Source organism: Streptococcus oralis (assembly GCF_023611505.1).
In the GTDB taxonomy this organism is placed as follows: Bacteria; Bacillota; Bacilli; order Lactobacillales; family Streptococcaceae; genus Streptococcus; species Streptococcus oralis_CT.
Genome location: NZ_CP097843.1, coordinates 849,723 through 874,335, shown reverse-complemented (window position 1 = coordinate 874,335; position 24,613 = coordinate 849,723). Strand labels below are relative to the sequence as shown.

At 41.1% G+C, this 24,613-nt stretch carries 19 protein-coding genes; 5 read left to right on the top strand and 14 right to left on the bottom strand.

What is annotated here, in order from left to right; translation table 11 throughout:
• Positions 1-32: 32 nt before the first annotated feature.
• The 9 genes from M9H69_RS04575 to M9H69_RS04535 all read right to left on the bottom strand — a co-directional run bounded on the left by M9H69_RS04575 (position 33) and on the right by M9H69_RS04535 (position 8,390).
• Positions 33-989, bottom strand: a complete 957-nt coding sequence (locus tag M9H69_RS04575; protein ID WP_084874955.1) for an ABC transporter permease — start codon at positions 987-989, stop codon at positions 33-35.
• Positions 990-991: 2 nt separating this feature from the next.
• The gene (locus M9H69_RS04570) at positions 992-2,050 is read right to left on the bottom strand and encodes an ABC transporter permease (protein ID WP_250316044.1); all 1,059 of its coding nucleotides are present in this window, start codon (positions 2,048-2,050) and stop codon (positions 992-994) included.
• Positions 2,043-3,578 (bottom strand): ABC transporter ATP-binding protein, encoded by a 1,536-nt coding sequence (locus M9H69_RS04565; RefSeq protein ID WP_250316043.1) that lies wholly within the window; start codon positions 3,576-3,578, stop codon positions 2,043-2,045. Before M9H69_RS04565 ends, M9H69_RS04570 begins: the two co-directional genes overlap by 8 nt.
• A 136-nt stretch (positions 3,579-3,714) precedes the next feature.
• Entirely contained in the window at positions 3,715-4,770 is a 1,056-nt protein-coding gene (locus M9H69_RS04560; RefSeq protein ID WP_250316042.1) for a BMP family lipoprotein, read from the bottom strand.
• An 89-nt stretch (positions 4,771-4,859) separates the two neighbouring features.
• Positions 4,860-5,249, bottom strand: a complete 390-nt coding sequence (locus M9H69_RS04555) for a cytidine deaminase (RefSeq protein WP_000246081.1) — start codon at positions 5,247-5,249, stop codon at positions 4,860-4,862.
• Positions 5,236-5,898 carry a deoxyribose-phosphate aldolase gene (deoC, locus tag M9H69_RS04550; RefSeq protein ID WP_000773698.1) on the bottom strand — a complete coding sequence of 221 codons (663 nt, stop codon included), beginning with the start codon at positions 5,896-5,898 and terminating at the stop codon, positions 5,236-5,238. Before deoC ends, M9H69_RS04555 begins: the two co-directional genes overlap by 14 nt.
• 19 nt (positions 5,899-5,917) lie before the next feature.
• Positions 5,918-7,195, bottom strand: a complete 1,278-nt coding sequence (locus tag M9H69_RS04545) for a pyrimidine-nucleoside phosphorylase (RefSeq protein WP_247917269.1) — start codon at positions 7,193-7,195, stop codon at positions 5,918-5,920.
• A complete protein-coding gene (locus M9H69_RS04540) occupies positions 7,192-7,782 on the bottom strand; it encodes a class I SAM-dependent methyltransferase (RefSeq protein WP_080585606.1) in 591 nt (196 codons plus the stop codon). Before M9H69_RS04540 ends, M9H69_RS04545 begins: the two co-directional genes overlap by 4 nt.
• A 203-nt stretch (positions 7,783-7,985) precedes the next feature.
• Positions 7,986-8,390, bottom strand: a complete 405-nt coding sequence (locus M9H69_RS04535) for a hypothetical protein (protein WP_049504491.1) — start codon at positions 8,388-8,390, stop codon at positions 7,986-7,988.
• A 201-nt stretch (positions 8,391-8,591) separates the two neighbouring features.
• Here M9H69_RS04535 and coaA point away from each other — a divergent pair, with 201 nt between their 5' ends.
• The 3 genes from coaA to M9H69_RS04520 all read left to right on the top strand — a co-directional run bounded on the left by coaA (position 8,592) and on the right by M9H69_RS04520 (position 10,402).
• Positions 8,592-9,512, top strand: a complete 921-nt coding sequence (gene coaA / locus M9H69_RS04530) for a type I pantothenate kinase (protein WP_250316041.1) — start codon at positions 8,592-8,594, stop codon at positions 9,510-9,512.
• 67 nt (positions 9,513-9,579) lie between these two features.
• Complete coding sequence (gene rpsT, locus M9H69_RS04525) at positions 9,580-9,816, top strand: 30S ribosomal protein S20 (protein WP_001274000.1); 237 nt, start codon at positions 9,580-9,582, stop codon at positions 9,814-9,816.
• Between the two features lie 52 nt (positions 9,817-9,868).
• Positions 9,869-10,402 carry a DNA topology modulation protein gene (locus M9H69_RS04520; protein WP_250316040.1) on the top strand — a complete coding sequence of 178 codons (534 nt, stop codon included), beginning with the start codon at positions 9,869-9,871 and terminating at the stop codon, positions 10,400-10,402.
• 16 nt (positions 10,403-10,418) lie between these two features.
• On the opposite strand, the gene metG is transcribed toward M9H69_RS04520, so the two are convergent.
• The 4 genes from metG to M9H69_RS04500 all read right to left on the bottom strand — a co-directional run bounded on the left by metG (position 10,419) and on the right by M9H69_RS04500 (position 15,649).
• Positions 10,419-12,416 (bottom strand): methionine--tRNA ligase, encoded by a 1,998-nt coding sequence (gene metG / locus M9H69_RS04515; RefSeq protein ID WP_250316039.1) that lies wholly within the window; start codon positions 12,414-12,416, stop codon positions 10,419-10,421.
• Between the two features lie 135 nt (positions 12,417-12,551).
• Complete coding sequence (locus M9H69_RS04510; protein WP_250316038.1) at positions 12,552-13,811, bottom strand: ABC transporter permease; 1,260 nt, start codon at positions 13,809-13,811, stop codon at positions 12,552-12,554.
• Position 13,812: 1 nt separating this feature from the next.
• Positions 13,813-14,514: an ABC transporter ATP-binding protein gene (locus M9H69_RS04505; RefSeq protein ID WP_000733792.1), complete on the bottom strand. Its 702-nt coding sequence runs from the start codon at positions 14,512-14,514 to the stop codon at positions 13,813-13,815.
• Complete coding sequence (locus M9H69_RS04500; protein ID WP_250316170.1) at positions 14,498-15,649, bottom strand: efflux RND transporter periplasmic adaptor subunit; 1,152 nt, start codon at positions 15,647-15,649, stop codon at positions 14,498-14,500. Before M9H69_RS04500 ends, M9H69_RS04505 begins: the two co-directional genes overlap by 17 nt.
• Before the next feature lie 264 nt (positions 15,650-15,913).
• Here M9H69_RS04500 and gor point away from each other — a divergent pair, with 264 nt between their 5' ends.
• A complete protein-coding gene (gene gor, locus M9H69_RS04495) occupies positions 15,914-17,260 on the top strand; it encodes a glutathione-disulfide reductase (RefSeq protein WP_061598262.1) in 1,347 nt (448 codons plus the stop codon).
• 144 nt (positions 17,261-17,404) lie between these two features.
• Positions 17,405-17,941 carry a biotin transporter BioY gene (locus tag M9H69_RS04490; RefSeq protein WP_250316037.1) on the top strand — a complete coding sequence of 179 codons (537 nt, stop codon included), beginning with the start codon at positions 17,405-17,407 and terminating at the stop codon, positions 17,939-17,941.
• Between the two features lie 85 nt (positions 17,942-18,026).
• Here the strand turns inward: M9H69_RS04490 and M9H69_RS10410 are convergent, their stop codons facing one another.
• Positions 18,027-24,605, bottom strand: coding sequence for a Spy0128 family protein (locus tag M9H69_RS10410; RefSeq protein ID WP_434481178.1), 6,579 nt, complete (start codon positions 24,603-24,605; stop codon positions 18,027-18,029).
• Positions 24,606-24,613 lie beyond the last annotated feature (8 nt).

Here is a 24,613-nt window from a genome sequence, read left to right as displayed (position 1 = left end):
ACGCCAGTTTAAACTGACGTTTTTTTGTATGCTTATTTTGACTTGATGTAGTTGATACCGTCTGCCTTTGGTGCAACTGCTTTTCCAAAGAAAGCTGCTAAGACAAGGATGGTCAAGACATAAGGGGCGATTTGAAGGTAAACCGCTGGTACTCCTTGTAGGAAAGGCAATTGAGAACCGATAACTGCCAAACTTTGTGAAAGTCCAAAGAAGAGACTAGAAAGCATAGCACCGATTGGGTTCCATTTACCAAAAATCATCGCAGCAAGAGCGATAAATCCAGGACCGACAATAGTTGTCACTGAGAAGTTAACTGAAATGGATTGAGCATAAATCGCTCCACCGATTCCCCCTAGGAAACCTGATATGATAACCCCAAGATATCGCATCTTGTAGACATTGATCCCCAAGGTATCCGCTGCCTGAGGGTGTTCACCGACAGAGCGAAGGCGAAGACCAAAGCGTGTCTTGAAGAGGATAAACCAAGCAAAGAATGAGAAGGTAATCGCGATATAACCTAGCAAACTTGTTGACTTGAAGAAGATATCTCCAATCACTGGGATATTAGCCAAAACTGGAAAATCAAAACGTCCAAAGGTCTGGCTTAAGTTATCCGTTTGTCCTTTGTTATAAAGAACCTTAACCAAGAAAACTGCTAGGGCAGGAGCCATCAAGTTCAATACTGTACCACTGACAACATGGTCCGCACGGAAATGAACTGTAGCGACTGCATGAATGAGGGAGAAAATAGCTCCCACGATACCGGCAACTAACAAGGAAATCCAAGGAGTCGCTGCTCCAAGTTGTTCTGCAAACTCAAGGTTAAAGACAACCCCAGAAAAGGCTCCCATAACCATAATTCCTTCAAGGCCGACGTTAACGACACCACCACGTTCAGAGAAGACTCCTCCAATACTCGTAAAAATAAGTGGTGCTGAGTAAATCAGCATAGAAGAGACCAAGAGGGTGAGTAATGTTGTAATAGACATCCTTACTTACCTCCTTTAACTTGTTTTTTTGGTTTGACAAAATGTTCGATAATATAGTGAACACTGACAAAGAAGATAATGGACGCTGTTACAATGCTGACAAGTTCAGACGGAACTTGCGCAGCGTTCATACCTGGCGCACCAACTTGCAAAACTCCAAATAAGAAGGCTGCAAAGAGAATTCCAATTGGTGAATTCCCAGCAAGCAAACTAACTGCCATTCCGTTAAATCCGATAGCTAATGATGAGCCCTGAACGTAAACGTTTTGGAAAGTTCCAAGACCTTCGACCGCTCCACCAAGACCAGCCAAGGCACCAGAGATAATCATTGATAGGATGATTGTACGTTTTGCTGAAATACCAGCGTACTCTGAGGCATGGGAATTTAGACCAACTGCACGAATTTCAAAACCGAGAGTCGTTTTCTTGAGCAAGAACCAAATCACACCAACAGCAATGATGGCAAAAAAGATTCCGATATTCATACGAGAATTGCCAGTTAACTCAGATAACCATGGTGTTTGATAAGTGGCATTGGCACTCACACGAATCGTTGAGTCTGTACTTTGCATAAAGTCTTTCGGGAAAGAATGAATAAAGGCATTCCCTACGTACAAAACAATATAGTTCATCATAATGGTTACGATAACCTCTGATGTACCTAAATAAGCTCTGAGAATACCTGGAATAGCACCTACAATCCCACCTGCAATCAAAGCAATTACTACGGTCGCTAAAATCAACATTGGGCGTGGCATGTCCGGATGCGACAAAGCAAACCAACCACTAAGAATCCAACCCGCTAGTGCCTGACCAGGAAGCCCAACGTTAAAGAAACCTGCACGACTAGCAACTGCAAACCCCAGACCAATCAAGATAAGAGGACCCATGGCACGGAAAATTTCACCAATCCCACGGAGACTACCAAAAGCTGTATAGAACAACTCCTCATAACCCCAGATAGCATCGTAGCCGAAGATCCACATGATAATGGCTCCGAGCAAGATTCCTAAGAATACGGAAATCAAGGGAACCGAAATTTGTTGTAACTTTTTAGACATCATCCTTCTCCTTTCCCAAGTTTCCACCTGCCATCAAGATACCAAGTTCTTGTTTGTTAGTCGTTTCTGGCGACACAATACCTTGAATCTTCCCATCATGAATAACAGCAATTCGGTCTGAAACATTTAAAATCTCATCCAATTCAAAGCTGACAACAAGCACAGCTTTTCCGTTATCACGTTCTTCAATCAAGCGTTTGTGGATATATTCAATGGCACCGACATCCAAACCACGAGTTGGTTGGCTGACGATAAGGAGATCAGGATCACGATCAATCTCACGAGCGATAATCGCTTTTTGTTGATTTCCCCCTGAAAGAGCTGCTGCTGGGACAAATTCGCTCGCCGCACGGACGTCAAATTCTTCCATTAATTTTTTGGCATGTGAAGTGATATTCGCATAGTTTAAGATACCATTCTTGCTGAGTGGTTCTTTGTAGTAGGTTTGAAGAGCGATATTTTCTGAAATCATCATATCCAAAATCAAACCATCACGGTGGCGGTCTTCAGGAACATGCCCCACACTGAGTTCCGTAATTTGTCGAGGATGCATCCCTACGATTGATTTGCCTTTTAATTCAATACTCCCAGACTCAACCTTACGAAGACCCGTGATGGCTTGAATGAGTTCAGATTGGCCATTGCCATCAATACCTGCAATACCGACAATTTCACCAGCACGAACATCCAAAGAAAGATTCTTCACAGCTGGTACACCTCGGTTTTCATTAACAACCAAATCTTTGATAGACAAGACTACTTCTTTTGGTTGTGGTGCCTGTTTCTCCGTTTTGAAGGAGACAGAACGTCCCACCATCATCTCAGCCAAGTCCGCATTGGTTGCCCCTGCAATCTCCACCGTCTGGATTGATTTCCCACGACGGATAACCGTCACTCGATTAGATACCGCACGAATTTCATCCAGTTTATGGGTAATCAAAATAATGGATTTTCCTTCTTTGACAAGGTTCTTCATAATCCCCATCAATTCATCAATCTCTGAAGGAGTCAATACGGCTGTTGGTTCGTCAAAGATAAGGATATCAGCACCACGATAGAGTGTTTTCAAGATCTCTACACGTTGTTGAGCACCAACGGAAATATCTGCCACCTTAGCAGCAGGATCCACTGCCAAACCATAACGTTCAGAAAGAGCCTTGATTTCTTTAGTAGCTTCAGCTATATCTAGCACACCATTTTTAGTGATTTCACTCCCCAAAATGATATTTTCAGCTACTGTAAAAGCCTCAACCAACATAAAATGTTGGTGAACCATCCCAATTCCAAGACTAGCAGCTTTAGAAGGTGAATCTAATTTGACAACCTGACCATTCACCGCAATTTCACCACTAGTTGGCTCGAGAAGTCCTGCCAGCATATTCATCAGAGTGGATTTACCCGCTCCATTTTCTCCTAAAAGTGCATGGATTTCACCTTTTCGCAGTTGCAAGTTGATCTTGTCGTTCGCTACAAATTCACCAAACACCTTGGTAATATCCCGCATCTCAATGACATTTTCGTGTGCCATATGCTTTTCCTTTCCGAGGTTTATTTTGTTTCAATAAAACCTGCTAATCGTGTTAACAAGTTCTATTGAGACAAAAATTGCCTCAATTCTTAAAGAAGCGACCGATGGTCGCTTCCTAAGAAATGACTTTTATCCATTATTTTTCAGGAACTTTTACGCTTCCGTCAAGGATTTTAGCTTTCGCGTCTTCAACAGCTTTTTTACCTTCTTCTGAAAGGTTTGTTACTGCCAAGTCAACCCCTTTATCCTTCAATGAGTAGACAATAACTTGTCCACCAGGGAATTCACCTTTTTCTGTTTTGTTGGCAATATCTTTTACAGTTGTACCAACTTGTTTCAATGTAGATACAAGAACAAAGTTTGATTCTTTACCATCTTTAGAAGTGTATTTACCTTCTGCTGCTTGGTCACGGTCTACACCAATGACCCAAACTTTTTCGTCTTCATTTTTACTTTCGTTCAAAGATTTTGCTTCAGCAAAGACACCAGCACCTGTACCACCAGCTGCTTGGTAGACAACGTCTGCACCTGCAGCGTATTGAGCAGCTGCAATTGTTTTACCTTTGGCAGCATCACCAAATGAACCAGCATAGTCAACTTGTACTTTGATAGATGGGTCTACTGACTCAACACCAGCCTTAAATCCAGCAGCGAAACGTGAAATAACTTCAGATTCGATACCACCTACAAAACCAACTTGTTTTGTTTTAGTTGTTTTAGCTGCTGCAACACCTGCAAGGTAAGCTGCTTCGTTATCAGCAAATGTTACGCTCGCAACATTCTTTTGATCTTTGATCACATCATCAATCAAGACATAGTTTAAGTCAGAGTGGTCTTTTGCTGCCTCTTCAACTGCATTGTGAAGTGCAAAACCAACACCGAAGATCAGGTTGTAACTTCCAGCCGCTTGTTGCAAGTTGTTCGCATAGTCTGCTTCACTTGTTGATTGGAAATAAGTAAAGCCTTTATCTTTAGAAAGATTGTGTTCTTTACCCCAGTCTTGCAAACCTTCCCAAGCTGATTGGTTAAATGATTTATCATCAACACCACCAGTATCTGTTACAATTGCTGCTTTCGTCTTCATTTCAGATGAAGATGAAGCTACGTTACGAGAAGAGCGGTTACCACATGCAGCAAGTCCAACTGCTGCCACTGCAACTAGACCAAGGCCTAGCCATTGTTTCTTGTTCATTACTGAACCTCCTAAATAAGATGTGCAACGATGTTGCAAGTATGGATTGGTTGGCCACAAGGACCGCGTCACTCAAAGAGTGACTCAGACTAGTTTAAGTCTGTAAAAGAGTATGGAAGTAACTCCCCGACCGTCATCTCGACCGTCGATTTATCTTTTGCGACAAGTGTCACTTTTAGATCTTTTTCAAAAAATTCAGCCATCACTTGGCGACAAGCACCACATGGTGATATGGGTTTTTCAGTCTGTCCATAGACAATCAACTCTGAAAACTCTCTTTGGCCTTCGGAAACTGCTTTGAAAATCGCTGTACGCTCTCCACAGTTCGTCAAAGAATAGCTAGCATTCTCAATATTAACACCTGTATAAACGTTACCATCTTTCGCCACTAGAACAGCGCTAACAGGAAAGTGAGAATAGGGTACATAGGCTTGCTTGCTGGTTTCAATTGCTAAGTCAATCAACTCAGTAGTCGCCATCTGCTAATTCTCCTTTTAAAATTGCAACGCCAGCTGATGTTCCGATACGGGTAGCGCCCGCTTCCACAAAGGCAACAGCATCCGCATAAGAACGAGCACCACCAGCTGCCTTAACTCCCATATCTGGCCCGACTGTTTTACGCATCAACTTAACATCCTCTATAGTGGCACCACCAGTTGAAAATCCAGTTGATGTTTTGACAAAGTCAGCACCTGCTTTCTGAGATAATTGGCAAGCCACAACCTTTTCATCGTCTGTCAACAAGCAAGCTTCAATAATGACCTTAACCAACTTGTCACCACTTGCTTCTACGACAGCACGGATGTCCGATTCAACCAAATCAAGATTTCCTGATTTGAGGGCACCGACATTGATAACCATATCAATCTCATCTGCACCATTTTGGATGGCTTCCTTGGTTTCAAAAGCTTTTACAGCTGAAGTTGTCGCTCCCAAGGGGAAACCAACTACTGTACAAACCTTTACATCTGAGCCTTCAAGTCCTGTTTTCGCATGTTTAACCCATGTGGGATTAACACAAACGCTGGCAAAGTCATACTCACGCGCTTCAGATAGCAAACGATCAATTTGTTCTTGACTTGCATCTTGTTTTAAAAGCGTATGATCAATGTATTTGTTTAATTTCATATTCGGATTCCTCTCTTTTTCATGAGATGATTTCAATTATTTCCTGCAAACGTTTCACACTATCATTTATTTTAACATATTTTTGGAATTCTGTAACTAGTTGAGGGGAAATTTTTCCATTTGTATAAACTTTTGCGACAATTTCTCCCTTTTGAACGGAGTCACCGATCTTCTTCTCAAAAACGATTCCAGTTTCATAGTCCAAGTCATCAGTCTTGACTGCACGACCAGCTCCCAATCTCATGGCATAGAGACCAAATTCCATCGCTGGAAGGGCTGAAATGACACCTGACTCTTGAGCCAGGATATCTACTACATGCGCCACCTTGACTGGGCGATAAAGATCTTCTAAATCACCGCCTTGAGCCGCCACCATTTCTTCAAACTTAGCCAGCGCTTGGCCGTTTTCAAGATGTTGACGTACTTCTTCAACTGTCTTCTCAACATTTGCCAAACCAAGCATAATCTGAGCTAGTTCACAAATAAAGTGACTAATATCTTCTCGACCCTTTCCTTGAAGAATTTCAATTGCTTCTAGGATTTCGAGACGATTGCCAATGGCTCGTCCCAAGGGTTGGCTCATATCTGTAATGACTGCAACTGTTTTTCGACCAACTGCCTTCCCCAAATCAACCATGGTTTGAGCCAATTCGCGCGCCTCCTCAACAGTCTTCATAAAGGCACCCTCACCAACTGTCACATCTAGCAAAATGGCATCTGCCCCAGCAGCGATTTTCTTGCTCATGACAGAGCTTGCAATCAAAGGAATCGTGTCGACAGTCGCTGTCACATCACGGAGGGCATAGAGAAGTTTATCTGCTTTAACAAGCTGATCTGACTGCCCAATAACAGATACACCAATGTCCTGTACCTGACGAATGAAATCTTCTTGACTGCGCTCGACTTGATAGCCCTTGATCGCTTCTAACTTATCTAAAGTTCCGCCAGTGTGTCCTAGTCCACGACCACTCATTTTTGCCACGGGCACACCAAAGCTAGCAACAAGGGGAGCTAAAATCAAGGTCACCTTATCACCTACACCACCAGTAGAATGTTTGTCAACTTTAACCCCATCAATAGCTGACAAGTCAAACTCCTGACCTGTCTTAACCATATTCATCGTCAGGTCAGAAATCTCTCGTGTCGTCATTCCTTTGAAATAAACCGCCATAGCAAAGGCAGACATCTGATAGTCTGGAACAGTTCCTGCCACATAGCCTTCTACTAGCCACTTGATTTCATTTGAAGTAAGTTCTTGACCATCTCGTTTCTTTTGAATTAAATCAACTGCTCTCATTCTTTCACACTTCTAAGGATATAGTATCCCTTATCTTTCTTTACGATTTCACAATTTCCAAAAACGTCTTCCATCTTACTTTTAGCACTCGGAGCACCTTGCTTTTTCTGAATGACAATGGTTAAATCACCTCCATCTTTCAAGAAATCTCTGCTCTTTTCGATAATCTCATGAACAACTTGTTTACCCGCTCGAATAGGCGGATTAGAAATAACATGGTCAAATTTCCCTTCAACTTGTTCATAGATATTGGATTGGAAAATCGTTGCTTCTACTTTATTTCGTTCAGCATTTTGTCGAGCCAAGTCTAGAGCACGATTATTGATATCAACCATGGTTGCCTGAACTCCATAAGCCTTGGTCAAGGACAAGCCCAAAGGCCCATATCCACAACCCACATCAAGGACCGTTTCTCCTTTGTTAACCTCCAGACACTTCAATAAAAGCTGACTCCCAAAGTCAACCATTTTCTTGCTAAAAACACCCGCATCCGTCAAAAAGGTCATTTTTTCTCCCAACAACTCCACTCTCAACTCATGTATGTCGTGAGCAGCGTCAGGATTTTCTGCATAATACATTTTACTCATAAAACTATTTTACCATAATTTTGCTTGAATTGTAAGTCGTTTACAAAGTGATGATAAAATGAAAAAGACTGAAGAATCCTAGTCAAAAAACCTTTTCTTCAATCTCTTTCAATTATTAGAAATACATTACAATCTATCGGGAACTACAAATTATCATAGTCAGGAAAAAAACAGATCGTTTGTAATTAGACGCATTTTTATCACTATTGCTTAACCTTAAAATACTTTATTATCAACAGGATTCCCAATATGATGTTTAGATAAAAGCCCAACTGATAAGTTTGTGTCAAGATTTCCAAACTTGTCCAAAGACGTATCAAATCTTCTAGTGACATACGGAATAGATATCCTTCTGTAGCAATCCACAAAATCAAAAATAGATAACTACCAGCAGCAAGCCATTTCGTCCACTGCTTTTTTACTAACCAAGCAATCAAGAGTGAACAGATAAAGATAACTGTTACAAGGAGATGATCCATTAAGAAGGTAAAACCGTAATAGGTTTCTACAAAGCGTCTACCATTATCCGCATTCGCTCCCCTTATAAAAGGTAGTGTAAAACTTAAAATAAAACAGAGTTCCAATATGTAACATCTCAAGATTTTCATTGTATACCTCCTATAAGTTGCGAACTAAAAAACCCACTTTTAATAACTGATAACTCTTCAGAAACCATTCCCTATCTCATCATTAAATTATTCAACCTCCATCTACCTCTATTATACGATATTGACTTACTACCATCAAGAAACCGCTTTATTTTTTTAGCTTTTTATGGTATGATAGACAAAATATCTAGGGGAAAACAAATGACCAACGAATTTTTACATTTTGAGAAAATCAGCCGCCATACTTGGCAATCATTGCATCGCAAAACAACCCCTCCCTTGACAGAGGAAGAGTTAGAATCCATCAAGAGTTTCAATGACCAGATTAGTCTGCAGGACGTAACGGATGTCTATCTTCCCCTTGTCCATCTTATCCATATTTACAAGCGCACCAAGGATGATTTGGCATTTTCAAAAGGAATTTTCCTCCAACGTGAAAGCAAATCACAGCCTTTTATCATTGGGGTTTCTGGTAGTGTTGCTGTCGGGAAATCAACAACTAGCCGACTTCTGCAAATCCTTCTCTCTCGTACAGTTACTGATGCTACTGTAGAGTTAGTGACAACGGATGGCTTTCTCTATCCCAATCAAACCTTGATGGATCAAGATATATTAAATCGCAAAGGTTTTCCTGAAAGTTATGATATGGAAACCTTGCTGAATTTTCTTGATCGCCTAAAGAACGGGCAAGATGTCGATATTCCTGTCTATTCTCATGAAGTGTATGACATCGTTCCTGAAGAGAAACAACGTGTCAAAGCTGCGGACTTTGTTATTGTTGAAGGCATCAATGTCTTTCAAAACCCTCAAAATGAGCGCCTTTACATCACTGATTTCTTTGATTTTTCCATCTATGTGGATGCTGCTGTCGAGGACATTGAAAGTTGGTATCTGGATCGTTTCTTAAAACTCCTCAGCTTTGCCCAAAATGATCCCAACAGCTACTACCACCGCTTTACGCAAATGCCGATTGGAGAAGTTGAAGCCTTTGCACATCAGGTTTGGACCAGTATTAATCTCACAAATCTACAAAACTATATCGAACCGACAAGGAATCGCGCTGAGGTCATTCTCCACAAGACTAAAAACCATGAAATCGATGAAATTTACCTAAAAAAATAATTTCCCCTTGTCAAAACCTAAGTTTTCAGATATAATGGTATAGTTAGTAAATATGGAGGTAAGAACATTGGCAAACATTAAATCAGCTATCAAACGCGCTGAATTGAACGTTAAACAAAACGAAAAAAACTCAGCTCAAAAATCAGCTATGCGTACTGCTATCAAAGCTTTCGAAGCAAACCCTTCTGAAGAACTTTTCCGTGCTGCTAGCTCAGCTATCGACAAAGCAGAAACTAAAGGTTTGATTCATAAAAACAAAGCAAGCCGCGATAAAGCTCGTCTTTCAGCTAAACTTGCTAAATAAGAAACAGTCCGTAGAGGCTGTTTTTTTGTCCTCCATTACGAAAAGATAGAAAATGAAAATCGCAATCATCGGCTATTCTGGAGCTGGTAAGTCAACTCTAGCTGAGAACTTATCTAACTACTACTCCATACCCAAACTGCATATGGACACCCTCCAATTTCAACCAGGCTGGCAAGACAGTGATCGTGATTGGATGAAAGCCGAGATGAAAAACTTCCTCACTAATCACTCAGACTGGGTCATCGACGGCAACTACTCTTGGTGCTGCTATGAGGAAAGGATGGAGCAAGCTGACCAAATCATCTTTCTCAATTTTTCACCATGGACTTGTCTCTTTCGAGCCTTTAAACGGTATCTCACATACCGAGGCAAGGTCAGAGAAAGTATGGCTGCAGGTTGCCCCGAACGCTTTGACTGGGACTTTATCCGATGGATTCTCTGGGATGGGCGGAGCAAATCCGCTAAGGAACGCTACAAGGGGATTCAAGAAACCTATCCAGAGAAAGTAATTCTCCTCCGGTCTCAAAAGGAGATAGACCACTTCTTAGATAATCTCGCATATAACAAGAAAAACCAACGTACCTAACGTTGGTTTTTTGCTATTACCCAATCATACTTCCGTTTGGTACAGCTGGATCAACTGTGAGAAGGGTTAGTTTGCCATCATGTTCAGCTGAGAGAATCATCCCTTGGCTGACATATTTTTTCATCATCTTACGAGGTTTGAGATTGGCAACGATTTGAACTTTCTTGCCGACCAATTCTTGTTCGTTTGGATAGTATTTAGCTATTCCTGAGAGGATTTGACGGTCTTCGCCATCACCAGCATCTAATCGGAATTGAAGCAACTTATCAGAACCTTCTACTTTGGAAACTTCTTTGACTTCTGCGACACGGATTTCAACCTTATCAAAGTATTCAAACTTGATTTCATCCTTGTTGAGTTTGAGTTCAACTTCATCCGGATTCCATTCTTTTTCGACTGCTGGTTTGTTGCCTTCCATTTGTTCCTTGATATAGGCAATCTCTTCTTCCATGTCCAGACGTGGGAAGATTGGTGTTCCTTTGGCAACTACTGTCACACCTGCAGGGAAATCAGCCAAGCTCAAGTTCTCAAGGCTAGAAACTTCTGCTAGACCAAGTTGAGTCAAGACTGCACGACTGGTTTCCATCATAAATGGCTCAATCAAGTGAGCTACAATACGAAGGCTAGCTGCCAAGTGGCTCATCACACTTGCTAATTGGTCACGAAGAGCTTCATCCTTAGCCAAGACCCATGGAGCAGTCTCATCAATGTATTTGTTAGTACGTGAAATAAGAGTCCAGACTGCTTCAAGTGCACGTGGGTAGTCAACTGCTTCCATGTGTGTATGGTAGTCAGAGATAGATTGCTCTGCTACTTGAGCAAGAGCATTGTCAAATTCAGTCACACCTTCTACATAGGCTGGAACTTTTCCATCAAAATACTTATTAATCATGGAAACCGTACGGTTGAGGAGGTTTCCTAGGTCATTTGCCAATTCATAGTTGATACGGCCTACATAGTCCTCAGGAGTAAAGGTTCCATCTGAACCGACTGGGAGGCTACGCATGAGGTAGTAACGAAGTGGATCCAGTCCATAACGTTCTACTAGCATTTCAGGGTAAACGACATTCCCTTTAGACTTAGACATCTTGCCGTCTTTCATGACAAACCAACCATGGGCAATCAAACGTTCTGGCAACTTGATATCGAGCATCATGAGCAAGATTGGCCAGTAGATTGAGTGGAAACGGAGAATATCTTTTCCGACCATGTGGAAGACTGTTCCGTTCCAGAACTTGTCAAAGTTAGTATGATCGTCTTGACCATAACCAAGAGCAGTCGCATAGTTGAGAAGGGCATCGATCCAAACATAGACAACGTGTTTTGGATTTGATGGGACTGGAACACCCCAGGTAAAGGTTGTACGAGAAACCGCTAAGTCTTCCAAACCTGGCTCAATAAAGTTACGCAACATTTCATTAAGACGACCATCTGGAGTGATGAAATCAGGGTGCGATTTGAAAAATTCAACCAAACGGTCTTGGTATTTGCTGAGGCGAAGAAAATAAGACTCTTCTGAAACCCATTCTACCTCGTGACCTGATGGAGCGATACCGCCTGTCACATTTCCAGCTTCGTCACGGAAAACTTCCGCCAGTTGGCTTTCTGTAAAGAATTCTTCATCTGATACTGAATACCAGCCAGAGTATTCACCCAAGTAGATATCATCTTGAGCAAGCAAGCGTTCAAAGACCTGAGCCACTACTTTTTCATGGTAGCCATCAGTTGTACGGATAAATTTATCGTATGAGATATCTAGTAATTTCCAAAGTTCTTTGACTCCAACTGCCATCCCATCAACATAAGCTTGAGGTGTAATGCCAGCTTCTTCCGCTTTTTGCTGGATTTTTTGACCATGCTCGTCAAGGCCTGTCAAATAAAAGACATCATAGCCCATGAGGCGTTTGTAACGAGCTAAGACATCACAGGCGATAGTTGTGTAGGCAGAACCGATATGAAGTTTACCAGATGGATAGTAAATCGGTGTTGTAATATAAAAATTCTTTTCAGACATAATATTTCCTTTCCAGGCTAATGAAACCTGTTTTTCTAACACTTCATTATATCATATTTTTAGTGATTTTCGATAGAGAAATTCATACAAAAACAAGACAGACAAATATCCATCTTGTTTTTTCTGCTCTATATCTTATTCATAACGAAGGGCTTCGATCGGATCAAGCTTAGACGCTTTATTGGCTGGTAGAACTCCGAATATCATACCAACGCTGGCTGATACAGCCAAGCTAAAGAGAGCAATTGGGAGGGAAACCCCAACTTCGATACCTGCAATCATGTTTTGAAGCAGTACTCCGGCTAACATGGTCATTCCAGCAGCAATTCCAAGACCGATGACACCACCCAACAAGGTCAAGATCATGGATTCAATCAAAAACTGTACCAAGATATTAGCCCGTGTAGCACCGAGAGCTTTCCGCAGACCAATCTCACGCGTGCGTTCTGTCACCGAAACCAGCATGATATTCATAACACCAGTTCCCCCAACAAAGAGAGAGATTCCTGCGATGGCACTGATAATGGTTGTCATAAAACCAAATAGTTGTTGTACCTCTTGGAAAGCGGCAGTTGCGTCCGCAACTTGGTACTCCCCTTGCTGAAGACCAGCAATCTCAGTCAATTTTCGAGCCAACTCTGGTCCCAAGGTCTGCGTTAGACTAGTATCATTGACACGAAAGACGATGTTCGAGATTTCATCAGTATTAAAATTGGCTGCTAGAGAGATATTGGTCGTAATTGGAAGACCACCAATCCCAAAGGCTTTAGCAGTTTTAGCTTCAGTACTTGTATATACTCCAATAACTCGATAATGAAAGTTATTAACTGAAATTATCTGATTAAGAGCTGCCTGTGGTGAATCAAAAAGACTTTTAGCCAATTCTTCATCAAGTAAGATAACACTTGCAAAATCTCTGTAATCTTGTTCTCTTAGACTCCTACCAGCGATTATTTCATTTTCAGTGGCAGCCATATAAGTCATATTACCACCTGTTAAACTAGCCTGTTCAACTTTTTTATCTTTATAAGTCAGAGTAACATTTATACTATTCGTCACAAAGTAACTATCTACACCTTTTACTTTAGCGGCTTCCTTAACCCATGCTTCCTGTGTTTTGGGTGGAACAACATAAGCTGTATCTTCTCGACTAGACAGTGTTAGAGAAGATTGTTTTTGGGTAAAAGAGCCATCCTTACTTTTAATAGGCGAGAAGAAGACCTGAATATTTTTCTGAGATTTGGTCATATTTTTATTGACCTGACGAGACATAGAGTCTCCCAGAGCCATGATAACAACGACTGAAGATACTCCTATAATAATCCCAATCATCGTCAAAAATGAACGCATCTTGTGTGCCATAATCGATGAAAAAGCAAATTTTAGATTTTCCATCTCAATGCCCCTCCCCTTCTAAATGCCCACTATCAGATGCAATAACCCCATCACGAATTACAATCTGACGTTTTGCATAAGCTGCAATCTCAGGCTCATGCGTGACCATAATAATGGTTCTTCCTTCTTCATTTAACTCCACCAAAAGTTCCATGATTTGGCTTCCTGTCCTTGTATCCAAAGCCCCAGTTGGTTCATCTGCCAGAATAATCGAAGGATTGTTGACAAGGGCACGGGCAATGGCTACCCGTTGTTTTTGCCCACCAGATAATTCCGAAGGCAAGTGGTGACTTCTATCTGTCAAGTCTACCTTTTTCAAATAGGTCTCTGCCAATTTACGGCGTTTGGAAGCTGAAACTCCAGCATATATTAAAGGCAATTCAACATTTTGAAGGGCATCTAGTTTAGACAAAAGAAAGAATTGTTGAAAGACAAAACCAATCTCTTTATTACGGACTTTGGCCAACCGCTTTTCATCCAATCGAGCCACTTCCTGCCCCTCTACGTAATACTCACCACTAGTTGGTGTGTCCAACATTCCAATAGTATTCATTAGAGTAGATTTTCCAGAACCAGACGGTCCCATAATAGCAACAAACTCTCCCTCATTCACTTCTAAGTTGATATTTTTCAAAACCTGAAGTTCCTGATCTCCATTTCGATAACTCCTACAGATATTTTTTAGACTAATTAGTTTCTTCATCAGCCTTCACCTCTTTTCCTTCTTCCAAGGAAGTTGTTGGATTACTGATGACTTTAGCCCCATTTGTCAAGCCAGAAGTAATTTCCTGGTTTTCTGCGTCAGCATTTCCTAGGCTAACTTCGATTTTCTTAGCCTTATTCTCTTCGTCAACAACCCAGACATAGTTTTTACCTTCTTCTTCTACGATGCTGGTTAATGGTACGAGAAGAGATGTACTGTCGCTCTTAACTTCTACACTAACAGAAAATCCTTGCTTCAACTCACCGATATCACTCGTAATTTCAATAGTGTATGGATATTTAGGGCCAACATTCGATGCACCTTTACCATTGCTTCCATCAGCACCACTCTTTGAATAAGTTGCGATATAGTTGATCTTCCCTGTCCAAGCCTTATCTGGGTAGACCTTAGAAGTGAAGGTCACTTCTTGTCCGACTGAAAGCTTGGCAAGATTGTACTCAGATAATTCACCTTTAACTTGCAAATTTTCATTGCTCACTATATGAACTATTACTTTGCCATTACCCGCAGAAGATTTGGAAAGATCACGATTCACCTCTACAACTGTTCCTTCTATCGTGCTTAAAATAGTTGTCGCATCTAGTTGAGCCTTTGCTTTTTTAACTTGAGCTTCTGCATCTGCACGATTGTCACATGCATCCTTAATTTGAGAATCAAGAGAAGATACTGTGTTACTCTCTGAACCACCGTATTCTTCTGAGTAAGTAAGGGCTTTGCTTCGAGATTCCTTTAATTCACTAATATGACGATCAAACTTTGCTACTGCACGATTGGCAGCATCATATGCTGCCTGAGCATCGGAACTATTGTATTTTACTAATGCTTGTCCTTTTTCGACCTTATCTCCAACAGAGACTAAAATTTCTTCAATCTCACCCATACTTGCATCAAAATATACATACTGTTCATTTTTTACAGTAACAGTACCAGATAAGAGGATAGATGAGGCAACCGTTCCTTCTTTGGCAACAACCAAATGAGAGGTGGCATCTTTAACAGCAGCCTGAGAAGGTTGTCTAAAAAGTAAAATCCCCATAGCCCCTACAATAACAACACTTGCAGTCCCAATAGATGTGTAAAATTGCCATTTTTTTCTTTTCGTATTTTTCTTCATCCCAAAACGCCTTTCATATTTTCCATTAAAGACCATTATATCAAATTTATCCACTCTGAACAATGATTGTACCGTGAGAAAAGAGAAGCATTCCAAAACTCACCTTCAGCTTCTTTCTGGCACATCAATTGTACTAGTTACATAATACATCTTATTTCTATATTTAGCAAGTAATTTCAACTTTTTACTTATGCCGTAGCAGATTTTTGCATTCAAAAAGTAAAAACGATAGAATATGACTATCAAAGCTATAAGGAGTTTTCTATGAGAGAATATGATATCATCGCCATCGGTGGAGGGAGCGGTGGCATTGCCACCATGAACCGAGCTGGCGAACACGGTGCTAAAGCAGCTGTTATCGAAGAGAAAAAATTAGGTGGAACCTGCGTCAATGTCGGCTGTGTTCCTAAGAAAATTATGTGGTATGGAGCGCAAATCGCTGAAAGCTTTCACCACTACGGTCCTGACTATGGGTTTACGAGTTCAGATGTTCAATTTGATTTCGCAAAACTTCGTCAAAATCGTGAAGCCTACATCGATCGTGCCCGCTCGTCTTATGATGGAAGTTTCAAGCGCAACGGTGTTGATTTGATTGAAGGTCGTGCTCATTTCATTGATTCCCACACAGTCAGCGTTAATGGTGAATTGATTCGTGCCAAACATATCGTGATTGCGACTGGTGCTCGCCCAAGCATCCCAACTATCCCTGGAGCTGAACTTGGTGGTAGCTCAGACGATGTCTTTGCTTGGGAGCAACTTCCTGAATCCGTTACGATTCTTGGAGCTGGCTATATCGCCGTTGAATTAGCAGGTGTCCTCCACGCACTAGGAGTAAAAACTGATTTGTTTGTTCGTCGCGATCGTCCCTTGCGCACGTTTGACAGCTACATCGTTGAAGGCCTTGTCAATGAAATGGAAAAAACAGACCTTCCTTTGCACACGCATAAGGTACCCGTCAAACTAGAAGAATCAGAGCAAGGCATTACGATTCATTTTGAAGACGGTTCTAGTCACACTGCGAGCCAAGTTATCTGGGCTACCGGTCGCCGTCCAAATGTAGATGGTCTGGATTTAGAAAAAGCAGGCGTTACACTCAATGAACGTGGATTTATCCAAGTGGATGAGTATCAAAATACAGTTGTAGATGGTATCTATGCCCTTGGAGACGTTACTGGTGAGAAGGAACTAACCCCAGTAGCCATCAAGGCTGGACGTACCCTATCTGAACGTCTCTTTAATGGGAAAACAAATGCCAAGATGGACTATACGACTATCCCTACTGTTGTCTTCTCCCACCCAGCAATCGGAACGGTTGGTTTAACCGAGGATCAAGCTATCAAAGAATACGGCCAAGATAACATCAAAGTCTACAAGTCAAGCTTTGCATCTATGTACTCTGCTGTTACAAGCCATCGTCAGGAATCTCGCTTCAAACTCATCACCGCCGGTGCTGACGAAAAAGTTGTTGGCCTACATGGACTTGGTTACGGAGTGGATGAGATGATTCAAGGATTTGCTGTTGCTATCAAGATGGGAGCAACCAAGGCAGACTTTGATGCTACAGTAGCTATCCACCCAACCGCTTCAGAAGAATTTGTGACCATGCGCTAAATACCAAAAGAGACCTCTCGAGGTCTCTTTTTACTTACAAAATCGGCTGTTACAAAGATTGTCACCTTGGTTGAAAGAATAGGTTGACTTTTGTTCCTGAATTAGTATAATAGTTACTATAATTTTGAAAAGAGGTTAACAGTTTTGAAGAAAGCTCATATCTATGCCATCCCTGCTATCGGTGCTGCTCTCATCGCCGTATTGGCACAAATCAGTCTCCCTATCGGTCCTGTACCTTTCACTCTGCAAAACTTTGCAATTGGTCTGATTGCTACTGTTTTTAGACCCAGAGAAGCCGTTCTATCTGTTGCTCTCTACCTCCTGCTGGGTGCCATTGGTTTACCTGTCTTTGCAGGGGGAGGTGCAGGATTCCACGTTTTAGTCGGTCCAAGTTCAGGCTATCTTTGGTTTGACCTTGTCTATGCAGGACTTACATCTTATCTCATCCATCAAAATAGTGGCTATATTCACATTTTCCTAGCCAACCTCTTGGGTGATTCACTCGTCTTTTTCGGAGGTATTCTCAGCCTCCACTTCCTTGCTGGTATGCCACTTGACAAAGCACTCGCTGTCGGTGTCCTTCCCTTTATCCTTCCTGATCTTGGTAAGATTATTGCCCTTAGTTTCATTAGCCGTCGCCTACTCGAACGATTGAAAAGCCTTCCTTATTTCTCAAGATAAAAAATAGTCCAGAACAAGTGTTCTGGACTATTTCCTTTCCAATTACTTCCTAAGAACTAACTGAAAATCAACTCTCATCTAGAGATTATTTATTTTTACGGCTTACAAAGTACAATCCACCAGTCACTGCCATCAAAGCAAGTCCTGCAACTACTGCTGCGTTAGATGCTTTTTCACCAGTGTTAGGAAGTTGAGGTTTTGGACCTGGTTTTCCTGGTTCATTTGGTTTACCTGGTGTTGGTTTTTCTGGAGTATGTGTATTTGTAACGTTCATGCCATCTACTTCAGCTTGGTAATCTTTAGGAACATCAACTTCTTTAACAGTGTACTTGATTTCTTGACCATTTTCTTTATAACGATCAAGACCTGTAAACTCATAAGCCCACTCGTTATCTGATAGAGCTGTTGCTTTTGTAACTTTTACTGTCTTATCAGTTTCGTTACCATCCGCAAGAAGTCTCACTGTGATAAATTCTGGACGTTTACCATCTTTGTTATTAGCATCATTCCAGATTTTCTTACCTTTAACAGTAATTTTCTCTGGTGTATGTGTGTTGGTAACAGTGTACTTACCGTCTTTGTCCGTAGTAACTGTTGATTTATATTCTTTCACAGCTACTTCTTTGACAGTGTACTTGATTTCTGTACCATTTTCATATTTAGGAAGTGCTTTTGATTCGAACTTCCAACCAGTTGCTTCTGAAACTTCAATTTCTTGAACAACTTTATCGCCATTAAGAATTTGAACTTTCACAGATTTCGTACGTTTGCCGTCTTGGTTATTGTTATCATCCCAAACTTTAGTTCCTGAAAGAACGACTGTTTCTGGATTGTGAGTGTTTGTCACCACTTGACCAGTCACAGAGGCTTTATAGCCAGCTGGTACATCTACTTCTTCGATAGAGTAAGTGATTTCTTTACCAGCTTCGTATTGTGGAAGATTTGTGAAGGATGCTACCCAAGTGTTAGCGTCGGTCTTATCATCAGCTGTCAAGGTCAATTTCTTACCTTTAACGGCTACTGGTTTAGAACCATCTACAGATTTATAAAGTTGAACTGTTACGGACTTAGGACGTTTGCCGTCTTGGTTGTTCGCGTCGTTCCATACTTTTGTTACTTTGTAGTCGATTTGTTTTGGTGCATATTTGTTTGTGATAGTAAAGTCTGTAATAGAAGATTCATACTCTGAAACTTTTTCTTCTGTTACAGTGTATTTGATTTCTTTACCAGCTTTATATTTTGCTAATTTCGTGAATTCGACAGTCCAAGTTCCATCTGCAGCTTCTTGAACTTCTTTCGAATCGACTTTCTGACCATCTGCTAAAAGATTGATTGTAATCTTAGTTGGACGTTTGCCGTCTTGGTTGTTCGCGTCATCCCAGTTCTTAGTTGCTTTTACATCAACTGTTTCTGGAGAATAGCTATTTGTGATAGTGAATCCTGATGCAGCGTCACCAGTAACCTTAGAAGTGTAACCAGGAACAGTTACTTCTACTACAGTGTACTGGATAGGTGTGCCACCTTTATCAGCATCAAGGTCTGTGAAGCTTCCAGCCCAACCGTTTGCTTCGGTCAATTTAAGTGTTTTACCAGTGTCTTGACCATCCGCAAGCAATTTAACTGTGACAGAAGATGGACGTTTGCCATCTTGGTTGTTCTCGTCCTTCCATACTTTCTTCACAGGAACTTGAGTTTTACCTGGAGTATATTTGTTTGTAAATACAAGATCTTTTGCTTCTTTTGAAGCTGTTGCTTTCAATTCAGTCGCGCTTACTTTTTCAACCGTTACTTCAACTTCTTGAACGGTCTTATCGTAAGTGATTCCTGCTTCAGAGCCAGCAACTTCTGAGATGGTGTACTTGTGAGTTCCCACTTGACTCTCATCATATGAGATTGGTGAGAAGGTTACAGTTCCATCAGCAGCGTTTGTCACTGTTTCGACAACAGTTCCATCTTCCTTCTTCAATTCAAAGCTGTATTTACCTGCTTCAAGAGCTTTTCCTTCAAGAACTTTCTTAGCTCCAAGAGTTACACTTGTAGCTCCTGCTGGTGTGTACTTGTTGGTGAAGACTAGGTCTTTTGCTTCTTTCGAAACAGTTGCTTTCAATTCAGTTGCGCTTACCTTTTCAACCGTTACTTCAACTTCTTGAACGGTCTTATCGTAAGTGATTCCTGCTTCAGAGCCAGCAACTTCTGAGATGGTGTACTTGTGAGTTCCCACTTGACTCTCATCATATGAGATTGGTGAGAAGGCCACTGTTCCGTCTGCGGCGTTTGTCACTGTTTCAACAACAGTTCCATCTTCCTTCTTCAATTCAAAGCTGTATTTACCTGCTTCAAGAGCTTTTCCTTCAAGGACTTTCTTAGCTCCAAGAGTTACACTTGTAGCTCCGGCTGGTGTGTATTTGTTTGTGAAGACTAGGTCTTTTGCTTCTTTTGAAGCTGTTGCTTTCAATTCAGTCGCGCTTACTTTTTCAACCGTTACTTCAACTTCTTGAACTGTCTTATCGTAAGTGATTCCTGCTTCAGAGCCAGCAACTTCTGAGATAGTGTACTTGTGAGTTCCCACTTGGCTCTCATCATATGAGATTGGTGAGAAGGTCACTGTTCCGTCAGCAGCGTTTGTAACTGTTTCGACAACACTACCGTCTTCTTTCTTCAATTCGAAGCTGTATTTACCAGCTTCAAGGTCTTTACCTTCAAGGACTTTCTTAGCTCCAAGAGTTACACTTGTAGCTCCGGCTGGTGTGTATTTGTTTGTAAATACAAGATCTTTTGCTTCTTTTGAAGCAGTTGCTTTCAATTCAGTCGCACTTACTTTTTCAACCGTTACTTCAACTTCTTGAACTGTCTTATCGTAAGTGATTCCTGCTTCAGATCCAGCAACTTCTGAGATAGTGTACTTGTGAGTTCCTACTTGACTTTCGTTGTAAGTAAGAGCTTTAAATGTAACATTACCATCTGCATCGTTTGTAACTGTTTCAAGCTCTTTGTCGCCTTCTTTCAGAACAAAGCTGTATTTTCCTGCTTCAAGTTTCTTACCTTCAAGAACTTTCTTAGCTCCAAGAGTCACAGTTGTTGCGCCTGCTGGTGTGTAGATATTGGTGAAGGTTGTGCTGTTAGCTGTACCGTCACTACTGTAGTCAACAACTGCAGTCAGATTCCCTTTGCCATCATCAGTTACAGTTACTTTGGCTGTTACTGTCTTAGAATCGTAGGTGATACCATTTTCAGTTTGACCAGCCTTAACTTCCTTGATAGTGTAGGTGTATGTTCCTACTTTATCAAATTCTAGTTCATCAAACTTAACGTTTCCGGCTGCATCATTCTTCTTAGTATCTTTAACTACGCCAGTTGAATCAGTCAAAGTGAATTCAAACTCACCATCTTGAGCTTCTGTTTCACGACCTGTCAATTTCTTAGTCACTTCGAGATTTGCTTTAGCATTTGCAGCTTTGTAAGTATTTTCGAAGTGTTTTTCATCGTTATCATAAGAAACAGTTGCTTTCAAAGCACCATGACCGTCATCTGTTACTTCGATAGTCACTTCCACAGTCTTATTAGAATAAGTGATACCATTCTCGATTTGACCAGCTTTGTGTTCGTAGATTGTATACTGGTAAGTACCAGCTTTCTCGAATTCTAAATCCTTAAACTTGATGTTTCCATCTGCATCATTTGTAGCTTTTTCTACGGGATCACCTTCGTGATTTAGCAAGGAGAAGACAAACTCGCCACCTTTGAGCGGCATTGGAGTATTGGTGTTCTTATTAATAAATGATTTAGTTGCAGAAACTGGAGCTTTGACTTTTGCAGGGTTGTAAGTATTGGTGAAGGTTGTGCTATTAGCTGTACCATCACTGCTGTAATCAACAACTGCAGTCAGTTTACCATGACCGTCATCTGTTACAGTTACTTTAGCTGTGACTGTCTTAGAATCGTAGGTAATACCATTTTCAGTTGTACCAGCTTTTACTTCCTTGATAGTGTAAGTATAAGTACCTGCTTCATCGAAGGTCAATTCATGAAACTTAACTTTTCCATCTGCATCATTCTTCGCTGTTTCAACATTACCAGCCTGGTCTGTCAACGTAAATTCGAACTCATTTTCTTGAGCTCCTGTCGTACGACCAGTCAACTGCTTAGTTACTTCAAGAATGACCTTAGCATTAGTTGCTTTATAAGTATTTTTGAATGTCTGAATTCCACCATCAGTAGCTCTATTCACTGCATCAGTAAGTGATGGTACAAGATTAGAACTAGGTGCTGAAGAGACCAAATTAGCTGACGGAAGTGCCACAGCAGTAATAGGATGATACAATACTGTCGCAACCAGTTTACCTTTTCCATCATCTGTTACACTTACTGTGACTGGTACTGTTCTAACATCGTAAGTCACACCATCGATGGTTTGACCAGCATTCACTTCAACAACAGTAAATTCGTGTTCACTCGCTTTATCGAAAGGAATATCTTTGAAGACTACGCGACCAGCTGCATCGTTCTTAGCTCTTTGAACTTCTTGGCCATTTTTGTCTTTCAAGATAAATTCAAATTCTTCGTTTTGAAGAGGTGTTGGACGACCACCCACCAATTCTTTTTTGACTTCAATATCAGCCTTAGTTGGTGAAGTACCATAGGTGTTTGTGACAGTTAAATCAGCTGTTTGATTGGCTGTATAACCATCTACAGCAGTGACAAGATTGCCATCTTCATCGACTTCCATCACACTATAAGTGTACTTCACACCGTGCTCATCTGTCGCAGGAAGGTCTGTCCATTCTATAGTTCCATCTGTTTTGGGAACTTCTTTTTGACTAACACCAACTACTTCTTCAATCGCTCCACCTTCTGGCGTACGATAGAGTTTGAAGTAGACAGTTGGACGAATATGTTCCTGACCGCCAACCCAGATTTTCTTAGCCGTCACGTTTGTCTTTGGAACTTCGTAAGTGTTGGTGACTTTGTTGTTTCCGTTATAGGATACAACATAGCTGTTGTCGCCTACTTTGACTTTCTCTCCTTCTTTCAGAGGAAGACCCGTCTGATTTTCAAGTTCTCGAACAGAATAAACTAGCTTGCTTCCATCAACATCACGTTCAGGAAGTTGATTTTTCCATTTATAAGTGTAAACACCATTAGACTCTGTCACTTCAGGGGTGTAGTTCCCAGTAACAGGTTTTGCATCTGCAACAGTTTGTCCTTCTTTGTGCACATACAAACCGAGTTTGACTTTTTTGTAGTCAGTTGCTTTTCCGTTTACCCAAGTCTTGGTTGCTTCAAAGTCAACTGTCACACGTTTGTTGGAGATGTTGAGGGGAACACCCTTCCCAGCTTTCAACTCCACTTCAAACTCTTGACTATTTACCTGATAGCCTGATTTAGGAGTTTTTTCTTTAACGATATACTTACCATTATTGAGAGCCTTTGAGACAGCTATCCCATCCGCATCTGTTGTAACGGTATCAACCAAATTATTAGTGGTTTTCTCACGGATTTCAAAGACAACGCCTGCCAACTTAACAGTTGCATCCGCTTCATCGTATTTTGTGATTTTGATCTTACCAGCAATATCAGCTGTGACTGACGCACCTACAGATTTAACCGTCTTTAAATTAAACGTTGCTTCTGTTCTGGTTCCAATACTACCTCCGTAGTTTTCCCAAATAAGTTGTGGTTGATTATCAATCAAGTACTGCGCTGAGTTACTTATCGTTGAAGTATCTGCTGGTGAGGACGTATCATACGTTAAGAAAAAGCTCTTTGTTCCCATATTGGTCGGCATGAGCAACTCAAATCCTCGTTTCCCGTTGACAAAGGTCAACAAAGCTTTTTTATCTGAGTTAGCCTTGTATACCTCCGGATCGGTTGTGATTTCGTATTCATCACCTAAACGTTTAAGAGCAGATGAATTCGTATTCGTCGTTTCGAATTCCGCTTCATGCATATAGAAAGTACCTTCCACATAGTTAGCAAAGGCTCCCTTTGAAACGTCATCTGTAATCTTCACCACATGTCCAGTCATATCTTTCTTAGCGCGATTAATCTTCATCTGAAAATGTGCTCTCGCCTTATTGTTATCGTTATAACCGTACTTTGTAATAGTTTCTCCAATCACGTCAGTCTGTTCAAATTTATTCACTTTATACGTGATGGTCTGTTTTTTACCATCTGGTAAAACATAGGTAACCGTTTTCCCCTCTTTTTTGAGCGTTTCAGTTGCTTCTGCAACAAAGTCCCCACGAATATTTTGCTTGTCTTCCACCTTTTCGTTGAAAGTAAATACCAGCTGATGGTTAGCATTATCCACCTGGACAGTCCCCATTTTGGTATTTGATGTCGAATCAATCAAATCCAGACTACCATCCGTCAAACTCAAGTTATCTGGAGCCTTTACGATAAAGTAATCTCCAGGCTTAATCACGTTCGCCTGTACACCAGGGAATGAGAATTCACCTGAATATTTCAATTTCATCGAAGTATCATTTGAACCATGAATTCCTTCTGTCTTGCTTCCTGTAGATGCTATAGTAATCTCCAACTTCTCGACATGGGCCTTATCGGTAACATCAGTTGCAGCATGTGCTTCACCTGTCGGGAAGAACATCAGCAATAACAAAAGAGGGAATACTAGAAAACCTAGTACTTTCTTTAGTTTATCCATAAAAAATC

Coding starts and splice junctions, on each gene's coding strand:
- M9H69_RS04575 (WP_084874955.1), bottom strand. CDS start 989: ATGTCTATTACAACATTACTCACCCTCTTGGTCTCTTCTATGCTGATT.
- M9H69_RS04570 (WP_250316044.1), bottom strand. CDS start 2,050: ATGTCTAAAAAGTTACAACAAATTTCGGTTCCCTTGATTTCCGTATTC.
- M9H69_RS04565 (WP_250316043.1), bottom strand. CDS start 3,578: ATGGCACACGAAAATGTCATTGAGATGCGGGATATTACCAAGGTGTTT.
- M9H69_RS04560 (WP_250316042.1), bottom strand. CDS start 4,770: ATGAACAAGAAACAATGGCTAGGCCTTGGTCTAGTTGCAGTGGCAGCA.
- M9H69_RS04555 (WP_000246081.1), bottom strand. CDS start 5,249: ATGGCGACTACTGAGTTGATTGACTTAGCAATTGAAACCAGCAAGCAA.
- deoC (WP_000773698.1), bottom strand. CDS start 5,898: ATGAAATTAAACAAATACATTGATCATACGCTTTTAAAACAAGATGCA.
- M9H69_RS04545 (WP_247917269.1), bottom strand. CDS start 7,195: ATGAGAGCAGTTGATTTAATTCAAAAGAAACGAGATGGTCAAGAACTT.
- M9H69_RS04540 (WP_080585606.1), bottom strand. CDS start 7,782: ATGAGTAAAATGTATTATGCAGAAAATCCTGACGCTGCTCACGACATA.
- M9H69_RS04535 (WP_049504491.1), bottom strand. CDS start 8,390: ATGAAAATCTTGAGATGTTACATATTGGAACTCTGTTTTATTTTAAGT.
- coaA (WP_250316041.1), top strand. CDS start 8,592: ATGACCAACGAATTTTTACATTTTGAGAAAATCAGCCGCCATACTTGG.
- M9H69_RS04520 (WP_250316040.1), top strand. CDS start 9,869: ATGAAAATCGCAATCATCGGCTATTCTGGAGCTGGTAAGTCAACTCTA.
- metG (WP_250316039.1), bottom strand. CDS start 12,416: ATGTCTGAAAAGAATTTTTATATTACAACACCGATTTACTATCCATCT.
- M9H69_RS04510 (WP_250316038.1), bottom strand. CDS start 13,811: ATGGAAAATCTAAAATTTGCTTTTTCATCGATTATGGCACACAAGATG.
- M9H69_RS04505 (WP_000733792.1), bottom strand. CDS start 14,514: ATGAAGAAACTAATTAGTCTAAAAAATATCTGTAGGAGTTATCGAAAT.
- M9H69_RS04500 (WP_250316170.1), bottom strand. CDS start 15,649: ATGAAGAAAAATACGAAAAGAAAAAAATGGCAATTTTACACATCTATT.
- gor (WP_061598262.1), top strand. CDS start 15,914: ATGAGAGAATATGATATCATCGCCATCGGTGGAGGGAGCGGTGGCATT.
- M9H69_RS10410 (WP_434481178.1), bottom strand. CDS start 24,605: ATGGATAAACTAAAGAAAGTACTAGGTTTTCTAGTATTCCCTCTTTTG.